Source organism: Veronia nyctiphanis, assembly GCF_004116385.1.
GTDB classification, from domain to species: Bacteria; Pseudomonadota; Gammaproteobacteria; order Enterobacterales; family Vibrionaceae; genus Veronia; species Veronia nyctiphanis.
Genome location: NZ_PEIB01000002.1, coordinates 350,248 through 375,478, shown reverse-complemented (window position 1 = coordinate 375,478; position 25,231 = coordinate 350,248). Strand labels below are relative to the sequence as shown.

The following is a 25,231-nucleotide window of genomic DNA, read 5'->3' as shown; positions in this document are numbered from 1 at the left end:
AAAAGCAGTACAAAGAAAGGCTCAAAAGTGTCTAGTAAATCGGTGGCTATTCAATGAGCATATTTTCACTACCGCCTCTGAGTTTGACTTCCATGGGAAGCGTGAAGAAAAGTTGTCCTACGAAAAGAAAATAGACAGACAGTGTTGATGAGAAAATAAGGAAACGACGCTTTTTGAAAACATGACTCACGCCATCAAACCATCCTTTTGCTTGGGCAGTGGTTTTGACCAGCGGATCGACGTCAAGCCTCATAAATATCAGACCAAATACAACAAAAGGAATTGCTGAGGTCAGACATATCAGAGAAAAATCAATCTTGAACAGAACATAACCAAGTGCGGGTCCGACGAGATATCCCGCCTTTCGAGTAATTGCCACTAGCCCGAATAGAGGTCGAGATTTTATATCTGGCGATGAAAAATACGCTTGTCCTGCGGGAGTAAAAAGGGCGCCTGCAAGTCCTGTCATACAGGCTGCTGCGATGAGACCACAACAAAAGCAAACCCAATAAAACCAGCTGCGCGTAAAAATGTTCCCGCAACCAGTAACCTCTTCATTCCAAATCAGTCGGATAATACTCCACCTAGGATAAACAAGCTTTGCTGAAAAAAGGTTCGTGCAGCCAATATTACGGCAATAGATGCAGCGCCTATCATGACGCCTGATTCGAGGTGCAAGACAAGGTAGGGGTATACCATGTAGAAGCTGAGATTGAAAAAGAAACTGACAAAAAGAAGAACCTAGTTTGAGGAGATTGTTCTCGCCAGTGTTGTAGCAGGCTTTTCTTTTTGTTGGGTTCAGAGAGTTCAGCTGTGGTTAGGTTCGACATGATATATCTCCGTCAGGCTACTCGTAAGATGCGAAACGAGCTTAGGCCTAACTTTACGAGATGCGACGATGATGTAAAACCTTGATCCAAGATAAATACGACGAACTAAATAAGAATAGTTATCATCTTTATAACTATAATTAGTAAAGTCTAATGGTTGTCACAAAACTGAAATGATCAGATTTATGTGTCTTTCGCGGTGTTTCACGTGTGCTTTTGCTTTTTATACAGTTCGAGAGCGGTTTTACGAATTGACCGTGTAACGTGCTTTTCACAGCCCAGTGCCAGTAATCCTCCACCAGCAAATAATAAAAAGTCAGTGAGGAAAAATGTATCGTGGCTGATAAATCCGACAATACTCGCTGTTATTCCCAGACCGATATAAACGACAGGCAGCCAAACAGGTTGACGGCGAAGATCCTTAATCAATGCCATATCGTGTTTCTTTTTTAGGGTAAGTCGTAACCTCGATTTGATATGCAAAACTCAACGTCCCAAGCATAAAGAAAAGCGAGATGTCTGATGATCGATAGTAAATCCGAGTTTACAAAATAGCCCGATTGAGCGGTAATTATTTGGATCTATGCTGGCAAAGAGTCGCTCAACGCCTAGTGACTTTGCATGACTGAAGAGTACAGATAGGGCTTCGGACATATATCCTTGTCGCCAAAATTCAGAATTCAATAAACAACCCACTTCACACTCGGTCCGGCAGGGCGAGAAACTATGAAAACCACAAGTACCAATGACTTCTCCGGTATCTTGGGTAACGATTCCCCATTCGTAAGATGCATGGTTTTGCGCAAAGTTCTCCATACTTTTTAGCAGTTGCGAGACCATGGCTGTTGAGGTGAAAACCGGATCTGAACCAAACTCCATGGTGAGGGGGTTGCCATAGGTTTTCATCAAATCATCTGTATCGTCTGCTGTTAATTGCCTTAAAAACACACGTTCAGCGTAAATATTGGCTTTCATTATCTCTCTTTTTGCGTCAACTTAGCGACTCATCATCCGAATGAGAGTGTAGCGTTAGCGTTACTCATTCATCTGGGGAGGATGAACTTCCTCGAGTTGCGTCACTGATAAACCAAGGTTTACCCGCCAAACTGTGCGCTACTTGAAGAGAGGAATTTTTTATTGTCTGCTTTAATGTTAATCTCTCTGACGCATTAGAAACACTGTTCTATTAATGTTTTCGTGGAGTTAATTATTAAGAAATCAACCCGCATCAGTTATCGAAAAGGCGTATCTTCACTGTTGGTTTTCAGCATGATGCTGTTGTCCAGCCCTTCTTTCGCGACCTGCAACAGCAAACTTGAATATGAAGGTACCTTACAAAATAACACCTCGTTTCGGGAGAACAGCTGGGAAAAACCTCTTGCTGGTTACTTTAAAGTTGTGAGTGGTACTTTGATGAGTAACGAGTGTGGGGAAAGGTATGTGCAGTTGACGATAAAAAACACAGACAGCATTCGGCATGTTTTTGAGGAAAAACATATTACGGCTGTCATGGCTGATCAGAGTACACGTTACCCGAGAAGCATTCGTGAAGACGTCGACGCACGAGAAGAGTTTATCGTAATTGCCGATTTTGGAAGCAGTCAGTTTCCTATTCTCGCTGTCGTGACTCGTGATGAGCGCGACTGATTTCTTTAGTATTTTACCCCGAAGAATAATAGAACGACGGGAAGCCTTTTTAGCACCAAATATGCGCTAAAACTGAGTAAGAATGTCATTGTTGTGAGCAAGACAAACTTAACTCCTGCTTCAACACTGAGCGGTAGCAACAGAGTACTCAGTAAGAACAGAATAAGCATATGAACAAGGTAAACGGGGTAAACTGACTGACTTAACATAGGAAGCCAGCGATTGGGTTTATTGAGGTAGCGGTGCCCCGTTCCCAGTGCTGAAAGAATCCATAGACTTGCTTCGACAGCGGTGAGAATTGGCGCTGTCGCGATTGTAAACCCCTTCACTCGGGCGATATATAGACCAGCCGCTGTCACCATAAATAATGGAAATAATAAGCTCAAGCTGTACCAACTTTGGTAGGTTGATTTAGCCATTAAGATACCAAAAATAAATGCGGCAAAGCCCAATATAAGCCGTGCATCGTCATATAGAAATTGGCGTACATCTCTGGAGTGACAAATATCGCCTCCAGCACGAATAGTGCAGGCAACGAAAGTAACGTAGGCATGGCAGGTAATTCATTTTTATTCTTGAGCCAGTGTAGCGGGGTAACGGTCAGTAATACATACACAAAGATATTGAGTAGAAACCATGTGTAGGAAGGCTCTGCATGGTAGCTAAGCGGTATATTTTCGTAGTGCTGAAAAACGAAAAATTGCAACGGAACCAATAACAAGGAACAAAAAACGGCAGGCACTAAAATTCTTGTCGTTCTCTCAATCAGTGCTTCTTTTACAGATCTTGCTCTCATGGCGCTGGCGAATGCAAAACCAGAGATGACGAAGATCAGTGGGATACGCCATATATTCATAGCTTCCATTGCCGTCCAGAGCCCCTCCATCAGTTCTACATTCTGAATAAACGAAATCTTGTGCGCCCAGGGCTGAAATGCGATGGCACAGTGATAAACGATCAGCAAAAGTACGGCAATGACTCGCAACCAATCGAGGTCGTAGCGTCGTTCCGGCTTGTCTTTAACCATTAGAAAGAAACGTTATTTACGTGGTAGTTCAAAGTGTAGCGCGATTTTCTCGGCAGTTTGCTGAGGGCTGAGGTCAGAGTTATCTATTTTGATATGGTTCGGATATATAAAGTCGTCGGCTGAATTCATCTGATGTTTATTGTCAAAATCCAGCAAGTTAGCTTCAGATTTCTCAAGGTTATTCTTCGATTTCTTTTCAGCCAAGCGAAGCTCGGTTTTGTTACGGTTCAGCCTGGTATAGGTATCTGCGGTAAGCTCAACAAATAAGACGTTTTCCACTGACACGCCCATAGCCGCGCAATATTTTTCAAGAGACTGGCGATCTTTCTCTTCATCCAATGCCCACACAAAGGTGTAGATGAGGCCCTTCATATCGCTATGCTTAATGGCTGCAAACAGTTGTTCCCTGATTTGACGGACCAAAGGCCAGAATTCAGGGTCTTCAAACTCGAAGAAGTTGTTAACCAACTCAAGAGTCATGTGGTTGTGGAAAAGTCGGTAACCTGTTTGTTCAGCGAGCGCCATACCCACCGTCATTTTACCTACTGCTGGAGGCCCAAATATTACAATGACATCCATCAAGTAACCTCAAAAATCGCGTAGAAAGGGGGGACACAGTAGAGCGTGATTTTAGTATCTACTCAAAGCTTCTTTTCATAAAGTGGAACCAAGTGCAGACTCTACGTTTGCGGTTTTTAATTACCAACAGAACCAGAAATTTTAAGTTGTGAGCAACACATTCACTATCAATGTGGGTAGCTGACTGGCGTAGAGGGCTCTCGTTCAGTCTCAAGGGCCCGATATGTTTACCAAGAACTCGCGTAGATGATCAAAATAAGTTAAGGATCAGACCAGAATCTCATTAAGCTGGCTAAGTTGAAATTGCATAGCTTGAGGGCGCCCTATGTAATACCCCTGAATATACTCAACGCCAATTTGCTTCGCAAAATCAAACTGCTCTCTGGTTTCAATGCCCTCGGCTGTAACTTTCATGCCCATTTGATGAGCCATTTCGGTGGTTTGTTGTGCCAGTAATTTTGCTTTGGCGTCTGTAATACTGAGTAGTGATTTATCCAGTTTGACGATGTCTATAGGCAGGTTTCCCAAGCGCGCGAGATTTGAAAAACCCACGCCAAAATCATCGAGTGCGATGGTATAGCCCTGCGTTTTGAGCCACGTCACTGATGCCGATGTTTCATCGTTCTCAATTGAAAGCTCTATGATCTCCAGTGTGGTATTTTCGGGAGAGAGACCGACGTCAATGATTTTTTGGTTAAGCCACTTAGCCTGATGAATGGTAGATATCAGTTGCGGGGGAGTGTTGATGGCGATTTTTAATTTTCGTGATTCAGCGGCTGCGGCAGGTATTTGCTCAAGAAGTAGTTCAGTGAAGGTGTTTTCCAAACCACCTTCGTAAACTAATTCAATAAAATTGGCGGGTGATAGCAGATGACCACTGTCTAAATTTATTCTCGCCAACACCTCTACGCCAACGATCTTCCCAGTGCTGATTTCACAGATAGGTTGACTATATGCGGTCAACTGACCGTTAGAGAGCGCATTGTGCAGTACCTCTCGTTTAGACTGCCGTGATTGGATATTGGTAAGTTGGATTTGTTTTTCATTGAGTATACCTCGTCGGCTTTTTTTGGCCTGATACATGGCAATGTCAGCCGCTCTGAATACTTGTTCGAACTTTGATGAAGGATGCCACAGACTGACACCGAAGCTGGCTGAGGAATAGAGTTTAACACCATCGACTTCAATCCATCCCTTTAGCTTGGAATGGCAGCACTCAGCGAGCGTTTCGACATCGATGTCATCACTTGTAATGGCAACAAGAAATTCATCGCCCCCCATTCTTGCAATAAATATTTTGTCTTCCTGTTCGGGTGGCAGGTGGCTTATTACCTCTTTAAGGATGATCGCTATTTCAACCAACAGTTTGTCGCCAACGATATGCCCGTACTCGTCATTGATAGATTTGAAGTCATCTATGTCGACACAGAAGATAGCCAGTCCATCAAAGGGAGAGTTCTCCAATGAGAAGAGTAACCCTCTTCTGTTGTAGACCTTCGTCAGGGGGTCATAGTGAGCATCTAAAAAATAACGATTTCTGGCCCGTGTAATTGTCGCTATCAACTCGATAAATCGCATTGACATAAAAAACATGCAAAGAGCGATCGTCAGCATTAGCATTTGCGGGTTTGGCTGTGAAACACCAGTCAGAAAATTGATTAGCATACCCGAAGGGACAGACACAGCAAGCGTGCAGATTGACATGTAAAGGGCAACGTCGAGCTTGTTTCTGCGAACTGATTTAATTTGCGAATAGCGATTTTGTTGAAACAAAAATATAGAAACAAAAGCACAGCATTGGCTGAGTACAACGAAACTGATCAAATGAAGGGTTTTTATGTCCTCTGGTTGACCAAAAAGATAGGGGTAGGCGAGGCAGAAAGTATGTATCAGCGTCGTTATCGCCATACCAACATACAAAAAACTTATCCTACTTGACGATAACCTACCTATCAGTGCAAAGCACCCCGACAAAACGAATATTGTCGTCAACATAAAAGTGAAGATAACAATAAGGCCATCACCTGTTTCACTCTTCAAAAATACTGATACTTCATTATTAAAAACAATTGTCAGCGTGATGCAGATAGCCGTCATAATGAAGAACAAATCAGTCAGAAAGCCTTTTACAGAAAACAGGCGTTCAATGGTCGAACTCTCTATATAGAAAAAAACAAAGGACGCCAAAATCGCAATCAGTTGGGAGAGATGAATAACGGTTGGGTCAATTGGAAAAAGCCCATTGGTAATGACCCACCACATGATATGTGTTGTCAAAAATAGCCAGCCAGATATGACTAACCAAATGTCATGACTTAAGCGCTTGTACTGAATGAAAAATACAGAAAAAAGTAAACAGAAAACGATGGATTGCAGAATGATAACACTCTGTAATTCGCGTACATCCTCAGTCAGAAACATGAGTGCTACAAAAACACAGGTAACTGTTTGAATGCCCGCGTAATTGGCTAATGTGCTAGAGATTCGGCTCACTGGAATCGGACATGCCTCAGCCTATATCTTAGAAGTTAAAAAATTATAAAGTACTTTCAAAATCAGATGCTGTACAAGATATGGGAATGAAACTGATTGCTTAATTAGACAAAATTTGAAAGTCGCAGGCTGCTGGTTGGGCGTACTCTACTTGTTTGGCCAATCGCTTTGTGGTTATCTGCTAATGTGAATTTTCTCCATAAAAGACAATAATGTAGCGTTGTTATTGATTGTTAATGTTAACGTTGTAAACCACAACATATGATCATCAATTGGATAAAATGCGCTCAAATATTTTTAAAGAAGTTAGCCTTTATACTGTAACCGTGTCTGCTGTGGTGTATCTACTCTCCAGCTATTTCGATGAAACGCCGATAGTGTTTGATGGCTTTATGTATAGTTTCATTGCAGGCGTGGTCGGTGCTGCGTTAGGCTGCTTGCTAGGATACAGCCTTTATAAACTGTTCAGTAAGGCGTCCTTTATTACCTCAATTGTAGCTTCCGTCTCAGCAGTGCTTTTGGGACTCTTCCTTCTTGATTTGTTGGATTTCGAGAGTCAAATCAGCAATAGCTCGAGAGTTATTTTACCTTTTGCTCTGGTCCTGCTTTATGCTGCAAAGGAAGTCGCTCAAATAAGAGACGAGAAACGTATGACCTCAGCATAAATACTGCTCAATCTCCGCTCCTGCTTACATACTGAAGTCATCGAAAATGTTGCTTGGCGGCAAACACCAGACTTGATTTTAATGAGCAGCTCTACGCGATGGCTTGATTTAATTTTGAATGTAACCGGAGAGTGGTCCGCTGTTTAGTATTTCTTGTAATCAATACAATGACAGCGGATACAAGCTGACTTAGAGGTCAGACCGAGCTTTAAAACGTGTGTTGAAAATCGACCCGATTATTTATGCTGGCTGTTTTGTCTTTGAGTTTTGCAGAATCGCTCTTAACTGAGTGATGACGGTGTCTTCAGTGTTTTTCCCTATCACGTGAGATGCCGCAGCATGGGCGGATTCAACGCCATTTTCTACTGCAAATGACCAATCAGAACGTTGAAACATCGGGATATCATTGTGGTTATCACCAAAGGTCACGATGTGCGAGAGATTTAAATGCGTTTTTAAGGCTGCAACGGCATCACCTTTATTTGCTTTGGCATTGCTGACTTCCAACCAAAAATGACCGGGGGAATAGATATCTTCAGAAAGCACGTATGACAACATATTGTCATTGTCTAACATGGGCTGGTATGCCGAAAGTCTCTCATGGCAATCTGCAAGCATAATTTCAATCACATGAGATTGAGTGATTTCAGAAAAGCCCGTTGTCGCCCTGAAACGAGTATCTCCGCGTTCAAGCCGTGAGTTGAGCCACTTAGCCGTGCTCGGATTACTGATATTTTGGAAGTAAACCCGAAGGTCTCCGTTTTCGTCAATGCAATGCACAACAGGCGACATGCCGTCTTCAATAAACTGACCAATAAGGGAAGAAGCTACATCTTGTTCGAGGTAAGCGCTGTGAATGTATTCCTGTTTCACCGGGCAGTATATTTGTGCGCCATTGTAAAGAATGACCGGTAACTTAAGGTTCAAGCTATCCAATACAAATCGGCTGCTGGTTAGAGAGCGGGCGGTAGCATAAGTAAAATTAAGATGATTCGCATCATGCTCTAAGAAGAAAGATAAAGCAGCGTCACTGAGAGTTTGGTGCTCGTTGAGTAAAGTACCGTCTAAATCTGTTACGAATAGCGTATTTGATATATCAGATATGTCGTTCATCGTTTTTCTGCCGAGGCCTTATGTTTATTTAAATCAATGCTGAATGTCATTATTTTTATGCTGGTGAGACTTATTATTGCTTTACCTACCACGGTACAATGTTGAATGCTCTAGAGTATATTCATTACACAGCTTTCGTCTTATCGAACTGTCTACTAATTGTTCTGGCAACTTAGTGTATAGAAAAGCAGCAAAATATTCGCCCGATTCACAACAAACAACATCAGTAGTAATTCTTCGATACCCATCAGGTTGGGTTATCCGTTCTAATCGGTCCATATCATGTAAAACCTGATCATTTACGGTGAATACTTGGCCAAGTATTTTCTTGCCGCGTTGAGCGTCAGGGATAATCCAAGGTGAGTATCGTTCACCAACTAGGTAAAGCGAAAAGGCGGCAACAGTTTTGAAGTCTCTGCGAAACCTCTTTCCCTTATTGGTTGGAAAATTGGGAAACCCCTCTTTAAGGGTTCCAAATACAAAAACTTTATTCATGTTTTGGCGATGTCTATCCTTGTTGTTCACTCAAAAGTAACTGCAACCAGGTGGAACTAATATACTCATCGTGCTTTTTTGCGTACTGACTAAAGGTACCTACTTCGCGAAAGCCAAATTTCTTGTGGAGTGCCAGTGATGCGTCATTTGGCATCGCGACACCAGAAAGCACGCTATGCACATTTTGTGTTTTGAGATGAGCGAATAGAGATCGATAAAGCGCAGTTCCTATTCCTTTTGTTGTTGCATCTGGAGCCAGATAGATCGTGACTTCAACGGTGTCGACAAAAGCGCCTGAAGGACGGTAAGGTTGAGAGCAACAGAAACCTAATATCTTATCGTCCTCTTTAGCAACCAAGAGAACATGCGGTGTGTGTACCGAAAACTGACTGTACCAATGCATTCTGTTCTCGATAGTAAAGGGTTCGGTTTCAAATCTTGCGTTTGAATTCAAAATATAGTGATTAAATATTTCTGTTATTGTACTGACGTTTTCTTTCTTACCGAATACAACTTCAAAACTCATTATTAATTTCCGTTAGTTATTTTGATTCACATATTGCATATTTTTCCTATCGTACTGTCAATTTATCTATCAGAAAATTGTATATTGCATTTAACATAATTAAAAAATATGAATGTATATTTTTTCATTTATTAAGTGATTACGACCTCTGCAAAATCATCAAATAGACAATCCAACGGGTAGGGTAACGCCAGCTCAGGCATTGAATGTTTGTCAAAATATTCGAGTGACACGGTTTCTTTATCTAACGGTTTTTCTGATTGCCCGTTTATTGTGCAACGAAATAACATGGCGGTATATTCCACCTGATCACCGTTAGGATAAGTAAAGCCGAACCCCTCTCCACCGAATATTCCAATCAGTTTCTCAACACTTACCTTAAAGCCAGTTTCTTCTTCAACTTCACGTAACAGAGCTGTTTTAGGCGATTCGCCCGGTTCAATCATTCCTGCGGGTAAGCTCCAGCTGCCGTCTGCTTTTTTCTGCAGTAAAAGTTGTCCTTGTTCATTAAGAATGACCGCTGCGACACCGGGGACCATAATAGCATAGTGCCAATTTTTTCCCGTAGTTGCTGGATATAGTTTGACGCTGACATAAGATAACGGGCGTGAATGAGTTGTTGTTTGACTCTAACAGGCGGGAGAAACCCGCTCTCTCCATTCCTTATTGTATTGAGATTGATATAACAGATAACCGACAATGGCGCCGGATAATGACGCCATTTAGCTCATAGAAAAACTGAATGTACCCTGAGTTAGGTTAAATCAGGCAGTTGAGACCACTTTCCGTCTTGGTCGCGTGAACTCAATGCTGCAAAGATAAAGGCCATTCCTTTTGCACCATCTTCAACACTCGGGTTCCATAACGATAGCGGGTTGGGCGTTTCACTGGTCATGTCATCAATGATGTTGGAGGCAAAATCAAGATACAAGTTGGCAAAAGCCTCACGATAACCTTCCGGATGACCAATAGCGATATGCGATAATCTCTTGGCGGGCTCTGATAACCCTACGCCGCCTTTCGTCAGTGTGTAAGCAGGTTTACCGAGCGGACGAACAATCAGTTCATTCGGTTGCTCCTGATGCCACTCTAAACCGCCCTTAGTGCCATACACAGTGAGCGAGAGACCGTGAACACCGCCAGCGGCTGCCTGTGTCACCCACAACATCCCTCTTGCATTGTTGGAGTAGCGCATCATTATTCCGCAATAGTCATCCGCTTTTCGTCCCTCAACCAGTGCCGTCACGTCGGCGCTGAGTGATTGCGGAATCATGCCCGTGACATAAGAAGCCAGATGGTAGCTGTGGGTGCCGATATCACCGAGGATCAATGAGGGACCCGCGAGTGATTCATCCATGTGCCAGTTTGTGCCATTTATCTCTGACTCAGTGAGGGTGGCGAGGTGCCCCTGCGTGTAGTTGCTTTGCACCATCTGGATATCGCCAAGTTCTCCTGCTTCGATCATTGCCCGTGCTTGTCTGACCATGGCAAAACCCGTATATGCATAGGCAACACAATAGCGTTTTCCGGATTCTCGCACTTTCTGTACCAAGGCTTTGGCGTCTTCTTGCGTGGTTGTTAATGGTTTCTCACAGAAGACATGAAAGCCAGCGCCCAGAGCTTGATGGAGAGATCAAAATGACTGTTATTCGGCGTCATAATGGCAAGAGCATCGATAGGTTTCGCACAATTTGCCTCACCCGCAAACAGCGCATCTGCATTTTCATAAGGCGCTTGACCCCCAAAGATTTGCCGGCTGCCATTGACCGTTGAGGATCAGAGGAAAACACGCCAGCGACCACATCAAATTCTTCGTGAATCGTCGCCGCCGAGCGATGAACAACACCGATAAAGGACTTAGGTCCACCACCAATTACTCCCAAACGCAGTCGTCTTCCCAGTTTTTCTGTCGCTTTGCTCATTGGTTATCCTTATTCCGGCGCAAGTAGGGTGATGATTCGCTTCGCTTCTTGCCTCAGTGAATCTATTGCTGTGCCTGCGAAATATTGACGATCGTATTTCTCCGGCTCTTTATCCATGTTTCTTCGAATGGCATAGCCGAATGCTTGCCTGAGTGTGGTACCGACATTAAATTTGGCGATCCGAAGTCGCTTCAGCGCCCGGATATCTTGCTCTGAAATGCCGGTTGTGCCGTGAATCACCAGAGGAAGCGAGACTGATTCTTCGAGCTTTGTGACCAAATCGAAGTTTATCGGTGTGCCTGCTTCGGCCATTCTGTGCACATTGCCCACAGAGATAGCCAGTGCATCTATACCGCTTTGTTGCTCATACGCGATAGCTTCTTCCGGGTCGGTTAGTGCAGATTTAATGTAATCCCGGCCTTCCTGATAGGGCACCGAACCCAGCTCCCCTTCAAGTGAAACCCCCACTGATTTGGCAACGTCTGAGACTTGTTTGGTTCTGCGGATATTTTCAGCAAGAGGTAATTGAGAGCCGTCAAACATCACTGATGTAAATCCGGCATGAATCGCCCGAAAAACAATTTCTTCTTCGTAACAGTGATCGAGATGAACACAAACTTTTGTTGATGACGCTTTTGCCAGTGGTAACAACAAACCCGCCATGCTTCTACGCCTGCAAGCTCTGCCATATCTTTGTTAACAGCAAGAATAACCGGGCGTTTAGCCTCTTCAGCGGCTGAAATAATGGCAATGGCCTCTTCAATACCAAAGACATTGCAGCATCCGACAGCGCCGGGAGACATTGCAGCCTCTGACAACAGTTCCTGTAAATTGACCAACATAACGCGGTTCCTGATCCTTAGGTCATGGCCTTATTTAAATTTAGCCACCATATCTTTGATGCCGGGAATTGTTTCGACCTGATAGGCGTGGTTAGGGTCAAAGTACTGCACCAAAGATTGGCTGCTTTCACCGACGATGATGGTGAAGTAGTACATTTCGTAACCTGGTGCAGCAACACTGGGTGATAGCCCTTATCAATGGCAATCACGCTACCTGTTTTCACGTGATACACAGGCCCTTGGTCGTTGTGGTGTTCATACAGAAACTGGGCACCAAAGCCATGGTCAGGGTTGAATCTGAATTGATAGACTTCTTCGAAACGGGTTTCTTCCTTGCCGCGTTCTGTGTCGTGCTTGTGAGGCGGAAAGCCTGACCAGCCGCCAGCTCCGACGGTAAACAATTCGCTGACCAATAGACGGCCTCGCTGGTCTGCGTTTTTCTGGCCAAGGATATGTTTAATTTTGCGATGTGTTTTTGTGTCGTCACTGCCGTATTGGATTTTGTCCGTGTCATCTGGATCAATGGCAAAAGGTACCAGCGATTTATCTTCCGAACTGGCATCGTACTTTCCACCTGCGATCATCACATCAGCACTGTCTGATACGCACGTTATTGTCACCTTGTCACCGGGTGGCACATACACGGCAGCAGGGTCACCATCCCAGACGCTGGAACGTTTTCCAATTCCATCGAATTTCTCTTCGCTGACGCTGATATTGCAGCTCCCGCTCGCGAGCACAACGGCAGACTCATAATCGTCAAGGGCGTACGTATGGCTTTCACCCTGTTTCAGCAGAACATGGTTGAAATAACACAAGGGTGTTGTGTCATCATTAACGTCAATGATGGCTTCATTGTTGTTTGCAAAAGGCGGAATGTGTTTACCCATGATGTTGTGTCCTTTCTAAATACTCACCATTAGTGACGCTGTCACTATGTAGTGATATAAAATTCATAATTTCTTGCAGCGACGCCATGTCTTCCGAACAGGTTGTGCCCATCACGTTAATCGCGGCATTGGCTGCCCCCATTGTCAGGGCATCATGCAGGGAGTAGCTGTTTAACAACCCGAAGATAACGGCTGCTGCAAAGGCGTCTCCGGCTCCGTAAGGCTTTTGTGCCTCAACAGTGAACACGCCTTGAGAAAGCCGTGTTATATCGCCATGACTATCACGTCCAAAAACATCGCAGCCCTCTGAGCCTGCTTTCACAATCACCATTTCCAACCCGGCATCCTCCAGTAACTCTTCGGCGGTTTGCACATAGTTAGGTGACTGGGTGTCGGCATCTGAACCTATGGTGAGGATGGAAAACTCTTCCCGATTACCGATCAGGACGTCAGAAAGCTGTGCGGCGCGCTCATACTGAATAGCAGGGTCGTCCTGCCACGAGTAGGCGCGAAAATCTAAATCGAGAATTACTTTGGTGCCGTGTTTCTGCGCTGTTTCCATGGCGAGAAGCGTTGCTTCACGCGATGGGCTGGTGGAAAGTGCAGTACCGGACACCACCAGACAGCGGGCGGAACCGATATAATCCGGCGAAATATCGGCGGGCGTAATTGCCAGATCGGCGGCGAGATTTCGGTAAATGACGACTTCCGGTGCTTGTTTCAGCTCGCAGACAGCAAGACTGGTGCGGTATTCTCCGGATAAATGGCGGATCCCCGACAAGTCAATATCACGTTTGGCCATAAACTCACAAACGAAATCGCCAATTCCATCACTGGAGACGGCACCAATAAAGCCGACACTGGCATTGAGTTTGGCAAGCCCGATGGCAATATTGGCGGGTGACCCGCGACCGCCTTGTAAAACGTTGTGATGTCCGAAAATCGGTATTGGGTTGCTGCGCATAAAGGTCGACGCCCGCGCGGCCAAGACATATCACATCAAGCGGTCTTTGGCTGTTTTTCGCCCAGCCTGCGAGTTGAATTGTATTAATGGTCATAATCCACCCACACTGCGCCGGCATCGGCCGATTTCACACATGCATTGATCATTTTGACGCCATCAATACCTGCCTCAATGTCGGGATACCAAAGACTGTCTTTTGCCTCAGTATCACCTCGTTCGATGGCATCAATCACCAAGGCATACCTGTGATAGAGATTGGCCCATGATTCGAAAAAGCCTTCGGGGTGACCGCCGCCGACACGGGGGCAACCTACGGCAGCACTGTCGTTATAGAGATATCCCATACCACGTTCGAGAATCTGAACGGGTTCACCCTGTACCTCGTAACGAAGTTGATTTGGGTATTCATCCCACCATTCAATACTGGCCTTCTCGCCAACCACACGTACTTTCTGTTTGTGCATAGAACCCGCATTTACCGCACTTGCCAAAGTGTGCCGACTGCACCGCCTTCGAATTTGAAAAGGATGTTAGCGTTATCTTCAAGCGGTGAACGGCTCTCAATAAAGCTTTGTTTTGAACAGAGTAGCGACGAGACCTGTAAACCTGTTATCAAAGAGGCAAGATAAAAAGGGTGGGTGCCACAGTCGCCAATAATGAAGCTAGGTCCGGAAACCTCTGGCGACATGCGCCACTTTGCGCCGTCGCTGAATTTCTCGACCTCGGCACTGTGGAATCCATGAGCAAACTGCATATTAACGATACGCACCTCGCCAATATCGCCGCGTTGCACCATTTCTCTGGCTTGATGGATCATCGGATAACCGGAATAGCCATACATCACAGCAAAGAATCGGTTGTGTTGCTTGGCAATCGCTTTTAACGTTTCGGCTTCATGAACATGTATCGTGACTGGCTTTTCACAAATGACATGAAGCCCGTTTTCCAGAGCGGCTTTAGCGATTTCGAAATGCGTTGAATTCGGCGTCGCAATCGAAACAGCCTGAATGCCGTCATCGCGTTGTGCCTCTTTGGCAAACATGGTGGCGTAGTCAGGGTAGCAACGGTCTTCATCCAACCCGAGGCTTTTACCAAAGTCTTTACAGCGAGCGGCACTCAGGTCCATTGCACCAGCAACAAACGTGAAAAGGTGGTCACGTACTGCCGCAGCCCGGTGAGAGTGACCAATTTCACTGCCTCTGCCTCCGCCAACCAACCCCCAACGAATGGGAGCTGCGAGTCGTGTTTCTTCATTGAACATGTTTCTTCCTCTTTAAACTCTCGAAGCTATTCTTCTCGAGAGAAAACCCTGCTCGAAATAGAATCCGGCTCCAAAAGAGAATGCTGTCTACACGCCTCGGCGCTGATGTTGTCTGCCTGCTTCCCAGTCTTTGATGACTTTTGCTCTATCAGCATTGTCGGTGACCTCGGGCAAGCCGACCTCCCACCAGGAATCGGTTGACGACCAAAGTGTTGGGTCAATATCGGTCACAATCACATAGGTTTTGTTTGATGCCTTAGCACGCTCAAATGCGGCATCGAAGTCTTTCAGGTGATTAATTTTTTCAGCGTTCGCGCCAAGCCCTTTGGCGTGAGACACGAAATCAACACAAGGAAGTTCTCCCTCGCGTGTGGTCGCACAATCCTTCAAAAGATTATTAAAACTGGTGTTTCCTGTGTTGTTTTGCAGCTTGTTGATGACGGCAAAACCGCCGTTGTCACAAACAATGATGATCATTTTGTGACCCGTTAACACAGAGCTGTAAATGTCCGAATTAAGCATCAAATATGACCCGTCACCGACAAGGACAATCGGGTCGTTATCCGGCATGGCCATTTTGGCTCCCCAACCCGCAGCGATCTCATATCCCATGCATGAAAAACCAAACTCGATATCCAGTTGCCCGCTTTGCGAGGCCAACCAATTCATATTCAGTTCAGCAGGTAAGCCCCCAGCAGCGGTAATAATTCGGTCATTGACGTCAGCTAAATGGTTTACTTTGCCCACAATCTGCGCATAAGAGGGAAGTGCAGTGTCCGTGCTTTCTGTGCGTTTTGATACCGTCTCCACCCAGCCTTCACGTTCACAGACTGCGACTGATTTCCAACTGTCACTAATAGCCCAGTCACCCAGTGTCTTGCTTAATAATGTGACACTGTCACGCGCATCAGAGATGACTGCCAATGCCTGATGCTTGGTAGCATCAAAACGACAGGCATTGATACTGATAATGCGGAGATCAGGGTGTTGGAAGACGGTCCACGAGCCGTTGTGAAATCCTGCAGTCGCGTCCCGATGGCCAGCACACAGTCGGCTTCCGCAGCAAGGTGATTGGCACTGTCGCAACCCGTAGCACCAAGAGGCCCGCAATTTAAAGGGTGTCCTGCGGGCAAGATAGTTCTGCCAGCGATAGTTTCTACTACCGGTATTTGGTGACGGTCGACAAACTCGAGAAATGCTTTGTCTGCGCGGCTGTAAAACAAACCACCTCCCGCAACTATCAGTGGTTTCTTGGAAGATTTGAGCCACTCAGCCGCTTGTTCTAAATCGATCGCTTCTGGTTGTGGACGCCGAATACGATGCACTTTTTTCTCGAAGAATGATGTGGGGAAATCCCATGCTTCGCCTTGCGTATCCTGCGGTAAGGCAATCATCACTGGACCGCAGTCTGCAGGATCCAACATGGTGGCAATCGCTTGCGGCAATGATGCGGTAAGTTGGCTTGGTTTGGTGATGCGGTCCCAATACCGGGTGACCGTTTTGAATGCATCATTCACCGTCAGGGTTGGGTTATTAAAATGTTCCGTTTGTTGAAGAACAGGGTCGGGCAGACGGGATTGAAAGGTATCTCCCGCCAACATGAGAAGAGGAAGCCTGTTGGTATGTGCAACGCCAGCTGCTGTCAGCATATTTGCGGCCCCCGGCCCGACGGAAGACGTGGCGATGCCTATGCGTTGCCGTTTGTTTGCACGCGCATAAGCAATAGCCGCTAATGCCATTGACTGTTCATTTTGACCTCGCCATGTCGGTATCGTGTTTTGATGTTCAAAAAGCTGTTGGCCGAGACACGTAACATTGCCGTGCCCGAAGATTGCAAATGCACAGCCGAAGAGCTGCTCCTCTTTCCCATCAATCGTTATGTACTGGGCACTGAGATATTTGACAAGTGCTTCCGCAGTGGTGAGTCGAACCGTTTCCATTACATAGCTCCATCACAAATTGAGGCGATCAATATTTCTGTTGGCCCCTGAAGACATTTTTACAAAGCCTTTCAGCGGCGCTAACAGCTTGACTATTCCTTTTGGTTAAAGATTAGACGAGTAATGAAAATGTTTTCAATCCCGAGCACGCAAAATAATCACCATTCACTGATAATTTAATCATTAATCATGATCTGAGTCACTTTAATGTACTAATTTGATGCTTTCTGGTTTGACAATTTGAAAACATTCCCATAAATGTTTAATGCATGTTAACGAGATGTTTCATTTTTGGTGTGGGTTGGTTTGGTCGTTTCAAGCGCAGCGTCATTGTTTTCTTTCGCTTGAGTAGTGTTAGCCAACCGAAGTGTGAGGAGTGATGAAGTGGAGTTAAATCTGGCAAATGCCCCTTGTTCATGGGGTATTGAATTTGCAGATAACCCTGAGAATCCGCCATGGAATCAGGTGTTGAGAGAAATGTCGCTTGCAGGTTACAAAGCGACGGAATTGGGGCCCTTGGGATACTTACCGACAGACGGAGGTAAGTTATCAACTGCACTCAAAGAACAACAACTCAAATTGATAGCAGGGACTTTGTTCGATTACTTACACAAACCCGAGGAAAGAAAGCGCATACTCCAAAAGACAGAGACGACATGCAGGATATTGAAAGAGCAGGGCGCAGAGTTTCTGGTTGTGATTGACCATGTTAGCTCTCCAAGAACTGATGAGGCAGGACAAAAAGAAACAGCAACCCGACTCGATGACGCGAGGTGGAGTGAAATGATGTTCACCCTCAAACGTGTTGGAGAAATTTGTAATGCCAATGGCATTACAGCCACTCTCCATCCGCATGCAGGTACATATATCGAGTACGAAGACGAAGTTATTCGAGCGATGGATGAGTTACCTGCTTCGCTTATATCCCTATGCGTTGATACTGGCCATTGTGTCTATGCAGGGATGGATCCTGCTGATGTCATCAAACGCTATAGAGACCGCGTTCGCTATCTACACTTTAAAGACATTCAGCAAGACGTTCATGCACACGCAGTGAAAGAAGGCATCGATTTTTACAACGCAATTGGACAAAACATTTTTTGTCCGCTTGGCGAAGGCTGCGTTGATTTTTCGTCTGTAAAACAGGCATTGAATGAAATTAATTTCACTGGTTGGGTCACTGTGGAACAGGATACGGATCCAGCAGCGAAAAATGACGTTCAAACAGATGCCGAAAAAAGCAGAGTCTTTATTGAAAATACCATTCTTGCATAACTCTGAAGCGACAGGGAGATTAAGAATGACCACGGTGAAAGCAACTCAGCCAGAACGACAGAGTGATCAAAATAAAAGCGCTGATGACGAAAGGGTTCGCAGTGTTTCTATCGTAAACCGGATGCTATCGCGCCCGGAACTGGGGTCGGTATCCGGCGCCATCTTGGTATTTATCTTTTTTGCATTGGTCGCCTGGGATTCAGGGATGTTCAATGCAGACGGAATTCTTAACTGGACCACGGTATCTGCACAGCTGGGGATTATCGCAGTGGGTGCATGTTTGCTAATGATTGCCGGAGAGTTTGATCTCTCTATTGGTCAATGATTGGCTTCGCGGGCATGATGATCGCAATACCTTCCGTGTTCTGGGGCTGGCCTGTGTGGCTGGCAATTATTTTTGCCTTTGTTGGTGCAATGGCAATCGGTTTTGTCAATGGATACATCGTCGTCCGAACGGGGTTACCCTCCTTTATTGTATCCTTGGCCTTTTTATTCATACTGCGCGGTCTGACGATCGCACTCTCCATCCTTCTTACTAATAAAACCATTCTCTCCGGCGTCAGTGATGCGGCTGAAGGGGATTGGCTTGCCGGTGCATTTGGCGGCGAAATAGGGACAGAGTTTTTCATTTGGCTAGCCAACGTTGGACTGATTGATACGTACAACGACGGTTCGCCAATTGTGTCAGGCATTCCCATGGTAATTGTGTGGTGGTTCTTACTTACGTTTATCGCTTCGTTCATTTTGCTCCGCACTCGCTTTGGGAATTGGATTTTTGCGGCGGGTGGTGACACCAATGCAGCGAAAAATGTCGGTGTACCGACTGATCGCGTCAAAATCCTTCTTTTCATGTTTACCGCATTCTGCGCAACGGTTTTCGCTGCCTGTCAGGTACTCGAATTTGGTTCAGCGGCGGCTGACCGCGGGTTGCTGAAAGAGTTTGAAGCCATCATAGCGGCCGTTATTGGCGGGGCATTGCTTACGGGCGGCTACGGCTCGGTGATAGGTGCATTCTTTGGCGCACTGATATTCGGTGTGGTTCAAATGGGCATCTTCTTTACCGGTGTCGACTCTGACTGGTTCCGTGTCTTCCTTGGCGTCATGTTGCTCATTGCGGTGCTGTTCAATAACTACATCCGTAAGAAAGTAACCAGTGCACGATAACTAACGACGAGGAAGGAGAGACGAAATGGATAAATACATATTAGAGCTCAACAACGTCAGTCGTTATTTTGGTTCTGTTATCGCACTGAAAGACATCAATATGAAGGTCAAAATGGGTGAAGTGCATTGTCTTCTTGGCGATAACGGCGCAGGTAAATCAACCCTAATCAAAACACTGGCCGGTGTTCACAAGCCATCAGAGGGTGAGTTTTTGATGGACGGTAAGCCGGTTGATTTTCATTCACCCCGTGACGCGCTTGATGCAGGTATTGCCACTGTTTATCAAGACTTAGCGTTAGTGCCGCTTATGAGCGTTACCCGAAACTTCTTTATGGGTCGTGAATTGACCAAAAAGTGGGGTCCCTTCGATGTCTTTGACACCAAGCGTGCTAATGAAATTGCCAAAGCGGGTATGGCCGACATGGGCATCGATGTCCGTGACTGTGAGCACCCCATCGGTACAATGTCTGGCGGTGAGCGCCAGTGTCTAGCCATCGCCCGAGCGATTCATTTTGGCGCCAAGGTACTCATACTCGATGAGCCAACCGCAGCGCTGGGTGTTAAACAATCTGCCAACGTACTCAAAGTAGTCGCGCGAGCCAGAGGCAAAGGGCTGGCAGTGATTCTTATTACTCACAACGTTCACCATGCGTACCCGGTGGGCGACAGATTTACCCTCCTCAACAGGGGTAAAAGCCTGGGCTCCTGGAAAAAAGATGAAGTATCCAGGGAACAGATTCTGGAAATGATGTCAGGAGGACAGGAGCTGGAAACCTTAGAGGCTGAACTGGCGGAGTTCGCGCGCGCTGACTCAGCCGATGCTAACTAAGCAGAGCATCTATTGGCGGATTACCGTCAATTTACTAAAACTTCTAATGTAGCTTTTATTCAAGTAACGGATACAAAACGTGGAGAAAGCCGGATGAAAAATGTTATACGCAACGTCGTTAAAAAAGCGTCCGTTTTGCTGGGGCTTTTAGCCTGTGTCGCAGTGTTTGCGCCGGGTACAGCAATGGCAGCCAATGAGCGCTTCGTCTTGGTCAGCCATGCACCAGATTCAGATTCGTGGTGGAATACCATCAAAAACGCTATCAAAGAAGCCAGCGATCAGCTGGATGTCACCGTTGAGTACCGTAACCCACCAACGGGTGACCTAGCCGATATGGCACGCATTCTCGAGCAAGCTGTTGCTTCAAACCCCAATGGTATTATTACCACGCTTGCTGACTATGACGTGCTCAAAGGCGCCTTAGCGAAAGCTGAGAAAAAAGGCATCCCTGTCATTACAATTAACTCAGGCACCCATGAGCAAAGCGAAAAAGTGGGCGCGTTGATGCATGTAGGCCAACCTGAGTATGATGCGGGCTTTGGTGCAGGTAAACGTGCGAAGAAAGATGGTGTCACTAGCTTCCTTTGTGTGAACCACTACATCACAAACCCTGCGTCTGTTGAGCGTTGTCAGGGATTCGCTGATGCGCTTGGTGTTGACCTCGGTAGCCAGATGATCGATTCAGGCAGGATCCGACAGGTATCGAGAAAAAGGTACTGGCTTACCTCCGTGCGAACCCAAATACAGGCGCAGTACTGACTCTGGGTCCAACGTCTGCTCACCCAACGCTCCGTGCACTGGAGAAAAACCGTCAACTGGGCAAAATCTACTTCGGGACGTTTGACCTGAGTGGTGAAATTGCTGAAGCCATTAAAAAAGGTAACATTCAGTGGGGTATCGACCAGCAGCCATTCCTTCAAGGCTATGTTCCTGTGATGGCACTGACTCTGTTCAACCGTTATGGCGTGATCCCATCTAACAACATCAACTCTGGTCCGGGTTTTGTGACCAAAGACAACGTAGGTTTGGTTGAAAAACTGGCAGGTGAGTACAGATAATCACCCTGTTACCTCTATAACCTTCCCATCGAGCCGCCTTGTTCTGAGAGCGGGGCGGCTCAAATCTCAAGATTGACATCCAGACCATGAAGTTGAAAACGTTCTCAGTTATTATTTTCTTATCTCTGAGGTCATTCAGACCTTACGTTACTTTCTTTGGATGGATTACCGCGCATGAAAGACCCGCATACTCACCCGAATGGTAAAGTCACTGTTGTGGAAGTGGCAAAAGCGGCTGGTGTTTCAGTATCTGCTGTCTCGCGGGCGTTTAATCCAGATGCCAGTATTTCAGAGAAGCTTCGTAATAAAGTACTTCAAGCTGCAGAGTCGCTCAACTATAAGCCAAACCGCCTTGCCCGAGGTATAAAATCGCGCTCAAGCTTAATTGGTATTCTGGTAACCGATTTCAACAACCCTTTCTACATGCCCGTTCTGAGTGCATTCAGCTCTGAAATACAGAAACGTAACTGCCATAGCCTACTTATCAACGTTGATGGTGAGATGGACATCAGCGAAGCCGTTGAGCTGGTGATGGAGTACAACGTAGATGGATTGGTGATCACATCAGCATCTTTACCACAGGAGCTGGTGGAAGCATGCAGAATCAAGAAAACACCTGTGGCTATTTTTGGTCGAACCTCCAGTGAAAACAGTGTGACGGTGGTGAGCTGCGACAACCTTGAGGCTGGAAAAATGGCGGCTGATATGGTTTTGGATGCTGGCTATATGCGGCCTGCGTTTGTCGGCGGCCCTGTTGGCACAACAGCGTCTCTTGAACGCCAGCGAGGTTTTGTCAGCCAGTTGATGCACAGAGGGTGCGATTATTGGCAAGTCGTTGAGGTGGAGAATTCAGTTACGACGCCGGATTTAACGCAACGCTGAGGCTGTTTCAAGGTTCCGAACAGCCTGATGCTATCTTCTTTGCTGATGACATTATGGCGTGTGGCGGTATGGACGCGGTCAGGCAAGAACTCGGGCTGCGCGTTCCTGAGGATGTCGGCATTATCGGTGTTGATGATATACAACTCGCAGGAAGCCGCGCATATGATTTGTCGACTATCCGCCAGCCTTCTATTCAAATGGTAGAAGCAACGGTAGATGCATTGTTTGCTCATATTGCAGATCCGGATTTACCGCCGCAATCAATAACACTGCCTTGTCATCCTGTGGTTCGTGGATCTATCAAACGATAAACCCTAATACTCAGGCAGTTTCCTCATAACAAACTGTTTCTGTTCCTCTGCTGCTGGGTAAGAGCCTCAAGCATCTTTTGTTTGCTCCATCCATTATCCATGGCCTCTATCATAATATCTGCCATACTGGCTGGAGCCATACCGTTTATCGGCGGATCGCAATCAAGGTTTGTCGGAAACGCGTAACAGTCTGCGATTGCCGAAATAATCGTCGATTTCTTAAGGTTATCAAAGTGCTCAACATGCCATTTCCCCTGTAATACCTCGTATACACTTTCACAAATTTGAAGAGAATCAACTGTCTCCATCGGCTTGGCGTATGCTGACGATATTTGCAGCAAATTACCGCAGCGGTTGATAGTTTGAGTTTTATTTTTCCCGCTGCATGGCAAAGGGCAGGGTTGAAGAAGATTGCATCCCCTCGCTCTAAAGGAATCTGAACAGCATGGTTTAAGAAATAATCCCTCATTTCTGGTTGGTGGAAGCTGATGTACCCATTATCCAATTGGTGTGAAAAAGGTAATAGCATTGTGGGGCCAGCTTCAATAGGCATATCTGTATGTGCGACTGCTCCCTGAAGCGTCAGCATTGGTGTCATACGGTGAACGTGTTGCGGATAATCGTGAAGCCGCGTCTTTTCTTGAAAACCCATATGGTAATCACGGTGTGGTTGCTGAGCCTCTCCGCCGGGGTAAACAACATTAACTTGCGCTGTCACTTGGTATCCGGGCCCAAGCCACGCCTCGCTGACCCAATTGAGGATAGGATTTGAGTAATATTCGATAAATATATCTGGCGCTTTGATGGCTGACTTTTGAAAGACATTCCAGATCCGCCCATTCGGCACGGCATCTTTTTGACCGAAATGATCACCATGATTGAGGCGAGACTCATCTTCTAAGATTTGCTCAAAGACATCTGTCATTGCATCGAGTCCATGTAAGTTATTCCAAGCATTTTTAACCACTAACACACCGGGGCCATGGTTAAGCACGTTGGCAAACTCAGCTTTTAATGCTCTATATTCACTGATTCCAAATAATGCTGAGGCATCGTAGATAACCACATTTTTGTCAATGAACTTCGCATGCGGATATGCATGCTGACTGGCTTCTTGACGGCAGAGTTTATCCAACTGCGATAGTGCTTCTGAAATTGAAGAATGGGTAAAAAATGTCATCTGAACGCCTCCCTGTGTTTGTAATGATCACTCTAGCTACTGAAACACTGATGCATATTGCTAAAAGTCATCAAAAAATCATCAAACTGACGGCTTGAGACAGCCATAAGGGTTATTGAATGGCTACAATTCAAAGACAATTTTTAAAAAGGTATTCATTATTAAGCGATTCTCAGCAAAGCAGATTGCGGCTCAAGCAGGTGTTGGGTTGGCTACCGTCGACCGAGTACTCAACAACCGGGGAAATGTTCATGCTCAAACGGTTGATAAAGTCCACAAAGCAATTGAGGAGCTAGAAGGTCAATATCAGGTCAATCAAATAAAAGGGCGGACGTTTTACTTTGATTTATTGATGGATACACCAGCGAGATTCAGTGAACAGGTCAAATCAGCAATATTGGCTGTTATTCCTGAGATGGCCTCTTATAAGATTCGTTTCCGTTTTCGTTTTTTTGAAAATATTTCGACAGAAGAAATGGCGAAAGAAATTCTCAATACGGATCGCAAGCAATGCCAAGGTTTGATTATCAAAGCATCCAATCTTCCAGAGATTAGAGAGTGCATAGATAAGTTATCGAAAAAAATGCCAGTAGTGACAGTCGTGACGGATCTCCCCGAGAGCAAGCGAGTGGCATACATTGGCTTGGATAATTACTCTGCTGGTCAAACGGCTGCGTTTCTTTTGGGCAATTGGCTGCCCACATCCCAAGCACAGGTTCTCTCTGTGACCAGCAGTGAGGCTTTCCATGGCGAGGAGCAACGACAAGCTGGGTTTCTTGATGGCATCGCTGCGTACCCACATCTCTCAGTTATTCGCATCAGTGGTGGACAGGGATTGGCAAATTCGACAGAGAAGCATGTCATCAGTGCTTGCTCCTATTATAAGGACCAAATTCGTGGGGTTTACAGTATTGGTGGAGGCAATCGTGCGATACTCAATGGCCTGAGGTATATAGGTGTCAAAAGCCCTATATTTATTGGGCACGATTTGGATGCTGAAAATACATTCTTACTCAAAAAGCGATATATTGATGCGGTGATTGACCACAAACTTGCTGATGATGCGCGAGCTGCCATTCAGTTTTTGCTCAACAGTTATCGAAAAACACCATTAATTTCTGCGTATCAATCCAGTATTAATGTCATAACTCCGTTTAGTTTACCGCCTAGGGCGACAGCAGCTAAACGTTAGCGATAAGTTGGCTTATTTTCGTACATCGCATAATCCGATCAGCTTCCTCATCATTTTCTTAAAAATAAGTACTGCATCAAGAAAGCTCAAAAATCCGGATCAAGACGCTTCTTAAGTAATTCAATAATCGGCTAATGTTGCAGAAA

General features: G+C 45.6%; 26 protein-coding genes and 6 pseudogenes. 12 read left to right on the top strand and 20 right to left on the bottom strand.

Annotated elements, in window-relative coordinates:
• Positions 1 to 46 precede the first annotated feature (46 nt).
• The 3 genes from CS022_RS03610 to CS022_RS03600 form a co-directional block, all read right to left on the bottom strand.
• On the bottom strand, positions 47 to 469 hold the full coding sequence (locus CS022_RS03610) for an MFS transporter (RefSeq protein WP_129121128.1): 423 nt from the start codon (positions 467 to 469) through the stop codon (positions 47 to 49).
• 565 nt (positions 470 to 1,034) lie between these two features.
• On the bottom strand, positions 1,035 to 1,265 hold the full coding sequence (locus tag CS022_RS03605) for a hypothetical protein (RefSeq protein WP_129121127.1): 231 nt from the start codon (positions 1,263 to 1,265) through the stop codon (positions 1,035 to 1,037).
• A gap of 51 nt (positions 1,266 to 1,316) precedes the next feature.
• Entirely contained in the window at positions 1,317 to 1,805 is a 489-nt protein-coding gene (locus CS022_RS03600; protein ID WP_129121126.1) for a GNAT family N-acetyltransferase, read from the bottom strand.
• 294 nt (positions 1,806 to 2,099) lie between these two features.
• On the opposite strand from CS022_RS03600, the gene CS022_RS03595 reads away from it, so the two are divergent.
• On the top strand, positions 2,100 to 2,477 hold the full coding sequence (locus CS022_RS03595; protein WP_129121125.1) for a hypothetical protein: 378 nt from the start codon (positions 2,100 to 2,102) through the stop codon (positions 2,475 to 2,477).
• Positions 2,478 to 2,482: 5 nt separating this feature from the next.
• Here the strand turns inward: CS022_RS03595 and CS022_RS03590 are convergent, their stop codons facing one another.
• The 4 genes from CS022_RS03590 to CS022_RS03575 all read right to left on the bottom strand — a co-directional run bounded on the left by CS022_RS03590 (position 2,483) and on the right by CS022_RS03575 (position 6,360).
• Positions 2,483 to 2,896, bottom strand: a complete 414-nt coding sequence (locus tag CS022_RS03590; protein ID WP_129121124.1) for a hypothetical protein — start codon at positions 2,894 to 2,896, stop codon at positions 2,483 to 2,485.
• The gene (locus tag CS022_RS03585) at positions 2,896 to 3,504 is read right to left on the bottom strand and encodes an acyltransferase family protein (RefSeq protein WP_129121123.1); all 609 of its coding nucleotides are present in this window, start codon (positions 3,502 to 3,504) and stop codon (positions 2,896 to 2,898) included. The genes CS022_RS03590 and CS022_RS03585 overlap by 1 nt, the downstream gene beginning before the upstream one ends.
• Positions 3,505 to 3,516: 12 nt before the next feature.
• Positions 3,517 to 4,083 (bottom strand): P-loop NTPase family protein, encoded by a 567-nt coding sequence (locus tag CS022_RS03580; RefSeq protein ID WP_129121122.1) that lies wholly within the window; start codon positions 4,081 to 4,083, stop codon positions 3,517 to 3,519.
• Positions 4,084 to 4,350: 267 nt separating this feature from the next.
• Entirely contained in the window at positions 4,351 to 6,360 is a 2,010-nt protein-coding gene (locus tag CS022_RS03575; protein ID WP_161569549.1) for a putative bifunctional diguanylate cyclase/phosphodiesterase, read from the bottom strand.
• Between the two features lie 497 nt (positions 6,361 to 6,857).
• Here CS022_RS03575 and CS022_RS03570 point away from each other — a divergent pair, with 497 nt between their 5' ends.
• Positions 6,858 to 7,241 carry a hypothetical protein gene (locus CS022_RS03570; RefSeq protein ID WP_129121120.1) on the top strand — a complete coding sequence of 128 codons (384 nt, stop codon included), beginning with the start codon at positions 6,858 to 6,860 and terminating at the stop codon, positions 7,239 to 7,241.
• Positions 7,242 to 7,481: 240 nt separating this feature from the next.
• Here the strand turns inward: CS022_RS03570 and CS022_RS03565 are convergent, their stop codons facing one another.
• From CS022_RS03565 to iolD, 12 genes and pseudogenes are all read right to left on the bottom strand, one after another.
• Complete coding sequence (locus CS022_RS03565; RefSeq protein WP_129121119.1) at positions 7,482 to 8,354, bottom strand: HAD-IIB family hydrolase; 873 nt, start codon at positions 8,352 to 8,354, stop codon at positions 7,482 to 7,484.
• Positions 8,355 to 8,435: 81 nt separating this feature from the next.
• Positions 8,436 to 8,849, bottom strand: a complete 414-nt coding sequence (locus CS022_RS03560; protein ID WP_129121118.1) for a gamma-glutamylcyclotransferase family protein — start codon at positions 8,847 to 8,849, stop codon at positions 8,436 to 8,438.
• Positions 8,850 to 8,862: 13 nt separating this feature from the next.
• A complete protein-coding gene (locus CS022_RS03555) occupies positions 8,863 to 9,375 on the bottom strand; it encodes a GNAT family N-acetyltransferase (RefSeq protein WP_129121117.1) in 513 nt (170 codons plus the stop codon).
• Positions 9,376 to 9,506: 131 nt separating this feature from the next.
• Positions 9,507 to 9,914, bottom strand: a complete 408-nt coding sequence (locus CS022_RS03550; protein ID WP_129121116.1) for an NUDIX domain-containing protein — start codon at positions 9,912 to 9,914, stop codon at positions 9,507 to 9,509.
• A gap of 215 nt (positions 9,915 to 10,129) precedes the next feature.
• Positions 10,130 to 10,915, bottom strand: coding sequence for a Gfo/Idh/MocA family protein (locus tag CS022_RS03545; RefSeq protein WP_235869224.1), 786 nt, complete (start codon positions 10,913 to 10,915; stop codon positions 10,130 to 10,132).
• 21 nt (positions 10,916 to 10,936) lie between these two features.
• A pseudogene (locus CS022_RS25840) lies at positions 10,937 to 10,993 on the bottom strand (hypothetical protein); the annotation flags it as partial.
• A gap of 37 nt (positions 10,994 to 11,030) precedes the next feature.
• Positions 11,031 to 11,297 carry a hypothetical protein gene (locus tag CS022_RS25835; protein ID WP_235869223.1) on the bottom strand — a complete coding sequence of 89 codons (267 nt, stop codon included), beginning with the start codon at positions 11,295 to 11,297 and terminating at the stop codon, positions 11,031 to 11,033.
• A 9-nt stretch (positions 11,298 to 11,306) separates the two neighbouring features.
• A pseudogene (locus CS022_RS03540) lies at positions 11,307 to 12,139 on the bottom strand (class II fructose-bisphosphate aldolase).
• A 30-nt stretch (positions 12,140 to 12,169) separates the two neighbouring features.
• A pseudogene (locus tag CS022_RS03535) lies at positions 12,170 to 13,029 on the bottom strand (5-deoxy-glucuronate isomerase).
• On the bottom strand, positions 13,022 to 13,993 hold the full coding sequence (locus CS022_RS03530; RefSeq protein WP_235869222.1) for a PfkB family carbohydrate kinase: 972 nt from the start codon (positions 13,991 to 13,993) through the stop codon (positions 13,022 to 13,024). The pseudogene CS022_RS03535 and the gene CS022_RS03530 overlap by 8 nt, the downstream one beginning before the upstream one ends.
• A gap of 83 nt (positions 13,994 to 14,076) precedes the next feature.
• Positions 14,077 to 15,254 (bottom strand): annotated as a pseudogene (locus CS022_RS03525) (Gfo/Idh/MocA family protein).
• A gap of 87 nt (positions 15,255 to 15,341) precedes the next feature.
• Positions 15,342 to 17,194, bottom strand: a pseudogene (iolD, locus tag CS022_RS03520) (3D-(3,5/4)-trihydroxycyclohexane-1,2-dione acylhydrolase (decyclizing)).
• 384 nt (positions 17,195 to 17,578) lie between these two features.
• Between iolD and CS022_RS03515 the strand changes: the two are divergent.
• The 9 genes and pseudogenes from CS022_RS03515 to CS022_RS25825 all read left to right on the top strand — a co-directional run bounded on the left by CS022_RS03515 (position 17,579) and on the right by CS022_RS25825 (position 22,713).
• Entirely contained in the window at positions 17,579 to 18,469 is an 891-nt protein-coding gene (locus tag CS022_RS03515; RefSeq protein WP_129121115.1) for a TIM barrel protein, read from the top strand.
• A gap of 25 nt (positions 18,470 to 18,494) precedes the next feature.
• Entirely contained in the window at positions 18,495 to 18,794 is a 300-nt protein-coding gene (locus CS022_RS25830; protein ID WP_235869221.1) for a hypothetical protein, read from the top strand.
• A gap of 14 nt (positions 18,795 to 18,808) precedes the next feature.
• A complete protein-coding gene (locus CS022_RS03510; RefSeq protein WP_235869220.1) occupies positions 18,809 to 19,633 on the top strand; it encodes an ABC transporter permease in 825 nt (274 codons plus the stop codon).
• A 25-nt stretch (positions 19,634 to 19,658) separates the two neighbouring features.
• A complete protein-coding gene (locus tag CS022_RS03505) occupies positions 19,659 to 20,462 on the top strand; it encodes an ATP-binding cassette domain-containing protein (RefSeq protein ID WP_129121114.1) in 804 nt (267 codons plus the stop codon).
• Positions 20,463 to 20,555: 93 nt separating this feature from the next.
• Positions 20,556 to 21,221 carry a substrate-binding domain-containing protein gene (locus CS022_RS03500; protein ID WP_268967857.1) on the top strand — a complete coding sequence of 222 codons (666 nt, stop codon included), beginning with the start codon at positions 20,556 to 20,558 and terminating at the stop codon, positions 21,219 to 21,221.
• A pseudogene (locus CS022_RS27145) lies at positions 21,164 to 21,346 on the top strand (sugar ABC transporter substrate-binding protein); the annotation flags it as partial. The gene CS022_RS03500 and the pseudogene CS022_RS27145, both read left to right, overlap by 58 nt.
• Before the next feature lie 48 nt (positions 21,347 to 21,394).
• Positions 21,395 to 21,520 (top strand): hypothetical protein, encoded by a 126-nt coding sequence (locus CS022_RS27140; protein ID WP_268967856.1) that lies wholly within the window; start codon positions 21,395 to 21,397, stop codon positions 21,518 to 21,520.
• 174 nt (positions 21,521 to 21,694) lie between these two features.
• On the top strand, positions 21,695 to 22,402 hold the full coding sequence (locus CS022_RS03495) for a LacI family DNA-binding transcriptional regulator (protein WP_235869219.1): 708 nt from the start codon (positions 21,695 to 21,697) through the stop codon (positions 22,400 to 22,402).
• 53 nt (positions 22,403 to 22,455) lie between these two features.
• Complete coding sequence (locus tag CS022_RS25825; protein ID WP_235869218.1) at positions 22,456 to 22,713, top strand: substrate-binding domain-containing protein; 258 nt, start codon at positions 22,456 to 22,458, stop codon at positions 22,711 to 22,713.
• A gap of 145 nt (positions 22,714 to 22,858) precedes the next feature.
• On the opposite strand, the gene CS022_RS03490 is transcribed toward CS022_RS25825, so the two are convergent.
• Positions 22,859 to 23,893, bottom strand: coding sequence for a phytanoyl-CoA dioxygenase family protein (locus tag CS022_RS03490; protein ID WP_129121113.1), 1,035 nt, complete (start codon positions 23,891 to 23,893; stop codon positions 22,859 to 22,861).
• A gap of 115 nt (positions 23,894 to 24,008) precedes the next feature.
• Between CS022_RS03490 and CS022_RS03485 the strand changes: the two genes are divergently transcribed.
• Positions 24,009 to 25,085: a LacI family DNA-binding transcriptional regulator gene (locus tag CS022_RS03485; RefSeq protein ID WP_129121112.1), complete on the top strand. Its 1,077-nt coding sequence runs from the start codon at positions 24,009 to 24,011 to the stop codon at positions 25,083 to 25,085.
• Positions 25,086 to 25,231: the final 146 nt, after the last annotated feature.

What these genes read in the sequence shown, in the direction of transcription:
- CS022_RS03500 (WP_268967857.1), top strand. Translation starts at nt 20,556, where the DNA reads ATGAAAAATGTTATACGCAACGTCGTTAAAAAAGCGTCCGTTTTGCTG.
- CS022_RS03510 (WP_235869220.1), top strand. Translation starts at nt 18,809, where the DNA reads ATGATGATCGCAATACCTTCCGTGTTCTGGGGCTGGCCTGTGTGGCTG.
- CS022_RS25825 (WP_235869218.1), top strand. Translation starts at nt 22,456, where the DNA reads ATGGCGTGTGGCGGTATGGACGCGGTCAGGCAAGAACTCGGGCTGCGC.
- CS022_RS03595 (WP_129121125.1), top strand. Translation starts at nt 2,100, where the DNA reads ATGATGCTGTTGTCCAGCCCTTCTTTCGCGACCTGCAACAGCAAACTT.
- CS022_RS03490 (WP_129121113.1), bottom strand. Translation starts at nt 23,893, where the DNA reads ATGACATTTTTTACCCATTCTTCAATTTCAGAAGCACTATCGCAGTTG.
- CS022_RS03585 (WP_129121123.1), bottom strand. Translation starts at nt 3,504, where the DNA reads ATGGTTAAAGACAAGCCGGAACGACGCTACGACCTCGATTGGTTGCGA.
- CS022_RS03495 (WP_235869219.1), top strand. Translation starts at nt 21,695, where the DNA reads ATGAAAGACCCGCATACTCACCCGAATGGTAAAGTCACTGTTGTGGAA.
- CS022_RS03600 (WP_129121126.1), bottom strand. Translation starts at nt 1,805, where the DNA reads ATGAAAGCCAATATTTACGCTGAACGTGTGTTTTTAAGGCAATTAACA.
- CS022_RS03580 (WP_129121122.1), bottom strand. Translation starts at nt 4,083, where the DNA reads ATGGATGTCATTGTAATATTTGGGCCTCCAGCAGTAGGTAAAATGACG.
- CS022_RS25830 (WP_235869221.1), top strand. Translation starts at nt 18,495, where the DNA reads ATGACCACGGTGAAAGCAACTCAGCCAGAACGACAGAGTGATCAAAAT.
- CS022_RS03555 (WP_129121117.1), bottom strand. Translation starts at nt 9,375, where the DNA reads ATGAGTTTTGAAGTTGTATTCGGTAAGAAAGAAAACGTCAGTACAATA.
- CS022_RS03550 (WP_129121116.1), bottom strand. Translation starts at nt 9,914, where the DNA reads ATGGTCCCCGGTGTCGCAGCGGTCATTCTTAATGAACAAGGACAACTT.
- CS022_RS03505 (WP_129121114.1), top strand. Translation starts at nt 19,659, where the DNA reads ATGGATAAATACATATTAGAGCTCAACAACGTCAGTCGTTATTTTGGT.
- CS022_RS25835 (WP_235869223.1), bottom strand. Translation starts at nt 11,297, where the DNA reads ATGAGCAAAGCGACAGAAAAACTGGGAAGACGACTGCGTTTGGGAGTA.
- CS022_RS03610 (WP_129121128.1), bottom strand. Translation starts at nt 469, where the DNA reads ATGACAGGACTTGCAGGCGCCCTTTTTACTCCCGCAGGACAAGCGTAT.
- CS022_RS03560 (WP_129121118.1), bottom strand. Translation starts at nt 8,849, where the DNA reads ATGAATAAAGTTTTTGTATTTGGAACCCTTAAAGAGGGGTTTCCCAAT.
- CS022_RS03605 (WP_129121127.1), bottom strand. Translation starts at nt 1,265, where the DNA reads ATGGCATTGATTAAGGATCTTCGCCGTCAACCTGTTTGGCTGCCTGTC.
- CS022_RS03530 (WP_235869222.1), bottom strand. Translation starts at nt 13,993, where the DNA reads ATGCGCAGCAACCCAATACCGATTTTCGGACATCACAACGTTTTACAA.
- CS022_RS03570 (WP_129121120.1), top strand. Translation starts at nt 6,858, where the DNA reads ATGCGCTCAAATATTTTTAAAGAAGTTAGCCTTTATACTGTAACCGTG.
- CS022_RS03590 (WP_129121124.1), bottom strand. Translation starts at nt 2,896, where the DNA reads ATGGCTAAATCAACCTACCAAAGTTGGTACAGCTTGAGCTTATTATTT.
- CS022_RS03565 (WP_129121119.1), bottom strand. Translation starts at nt 8,354, where the DNA reads ATGAACGACATATCTGATATATCAAATACGCTATTCGTAACAGATTTA.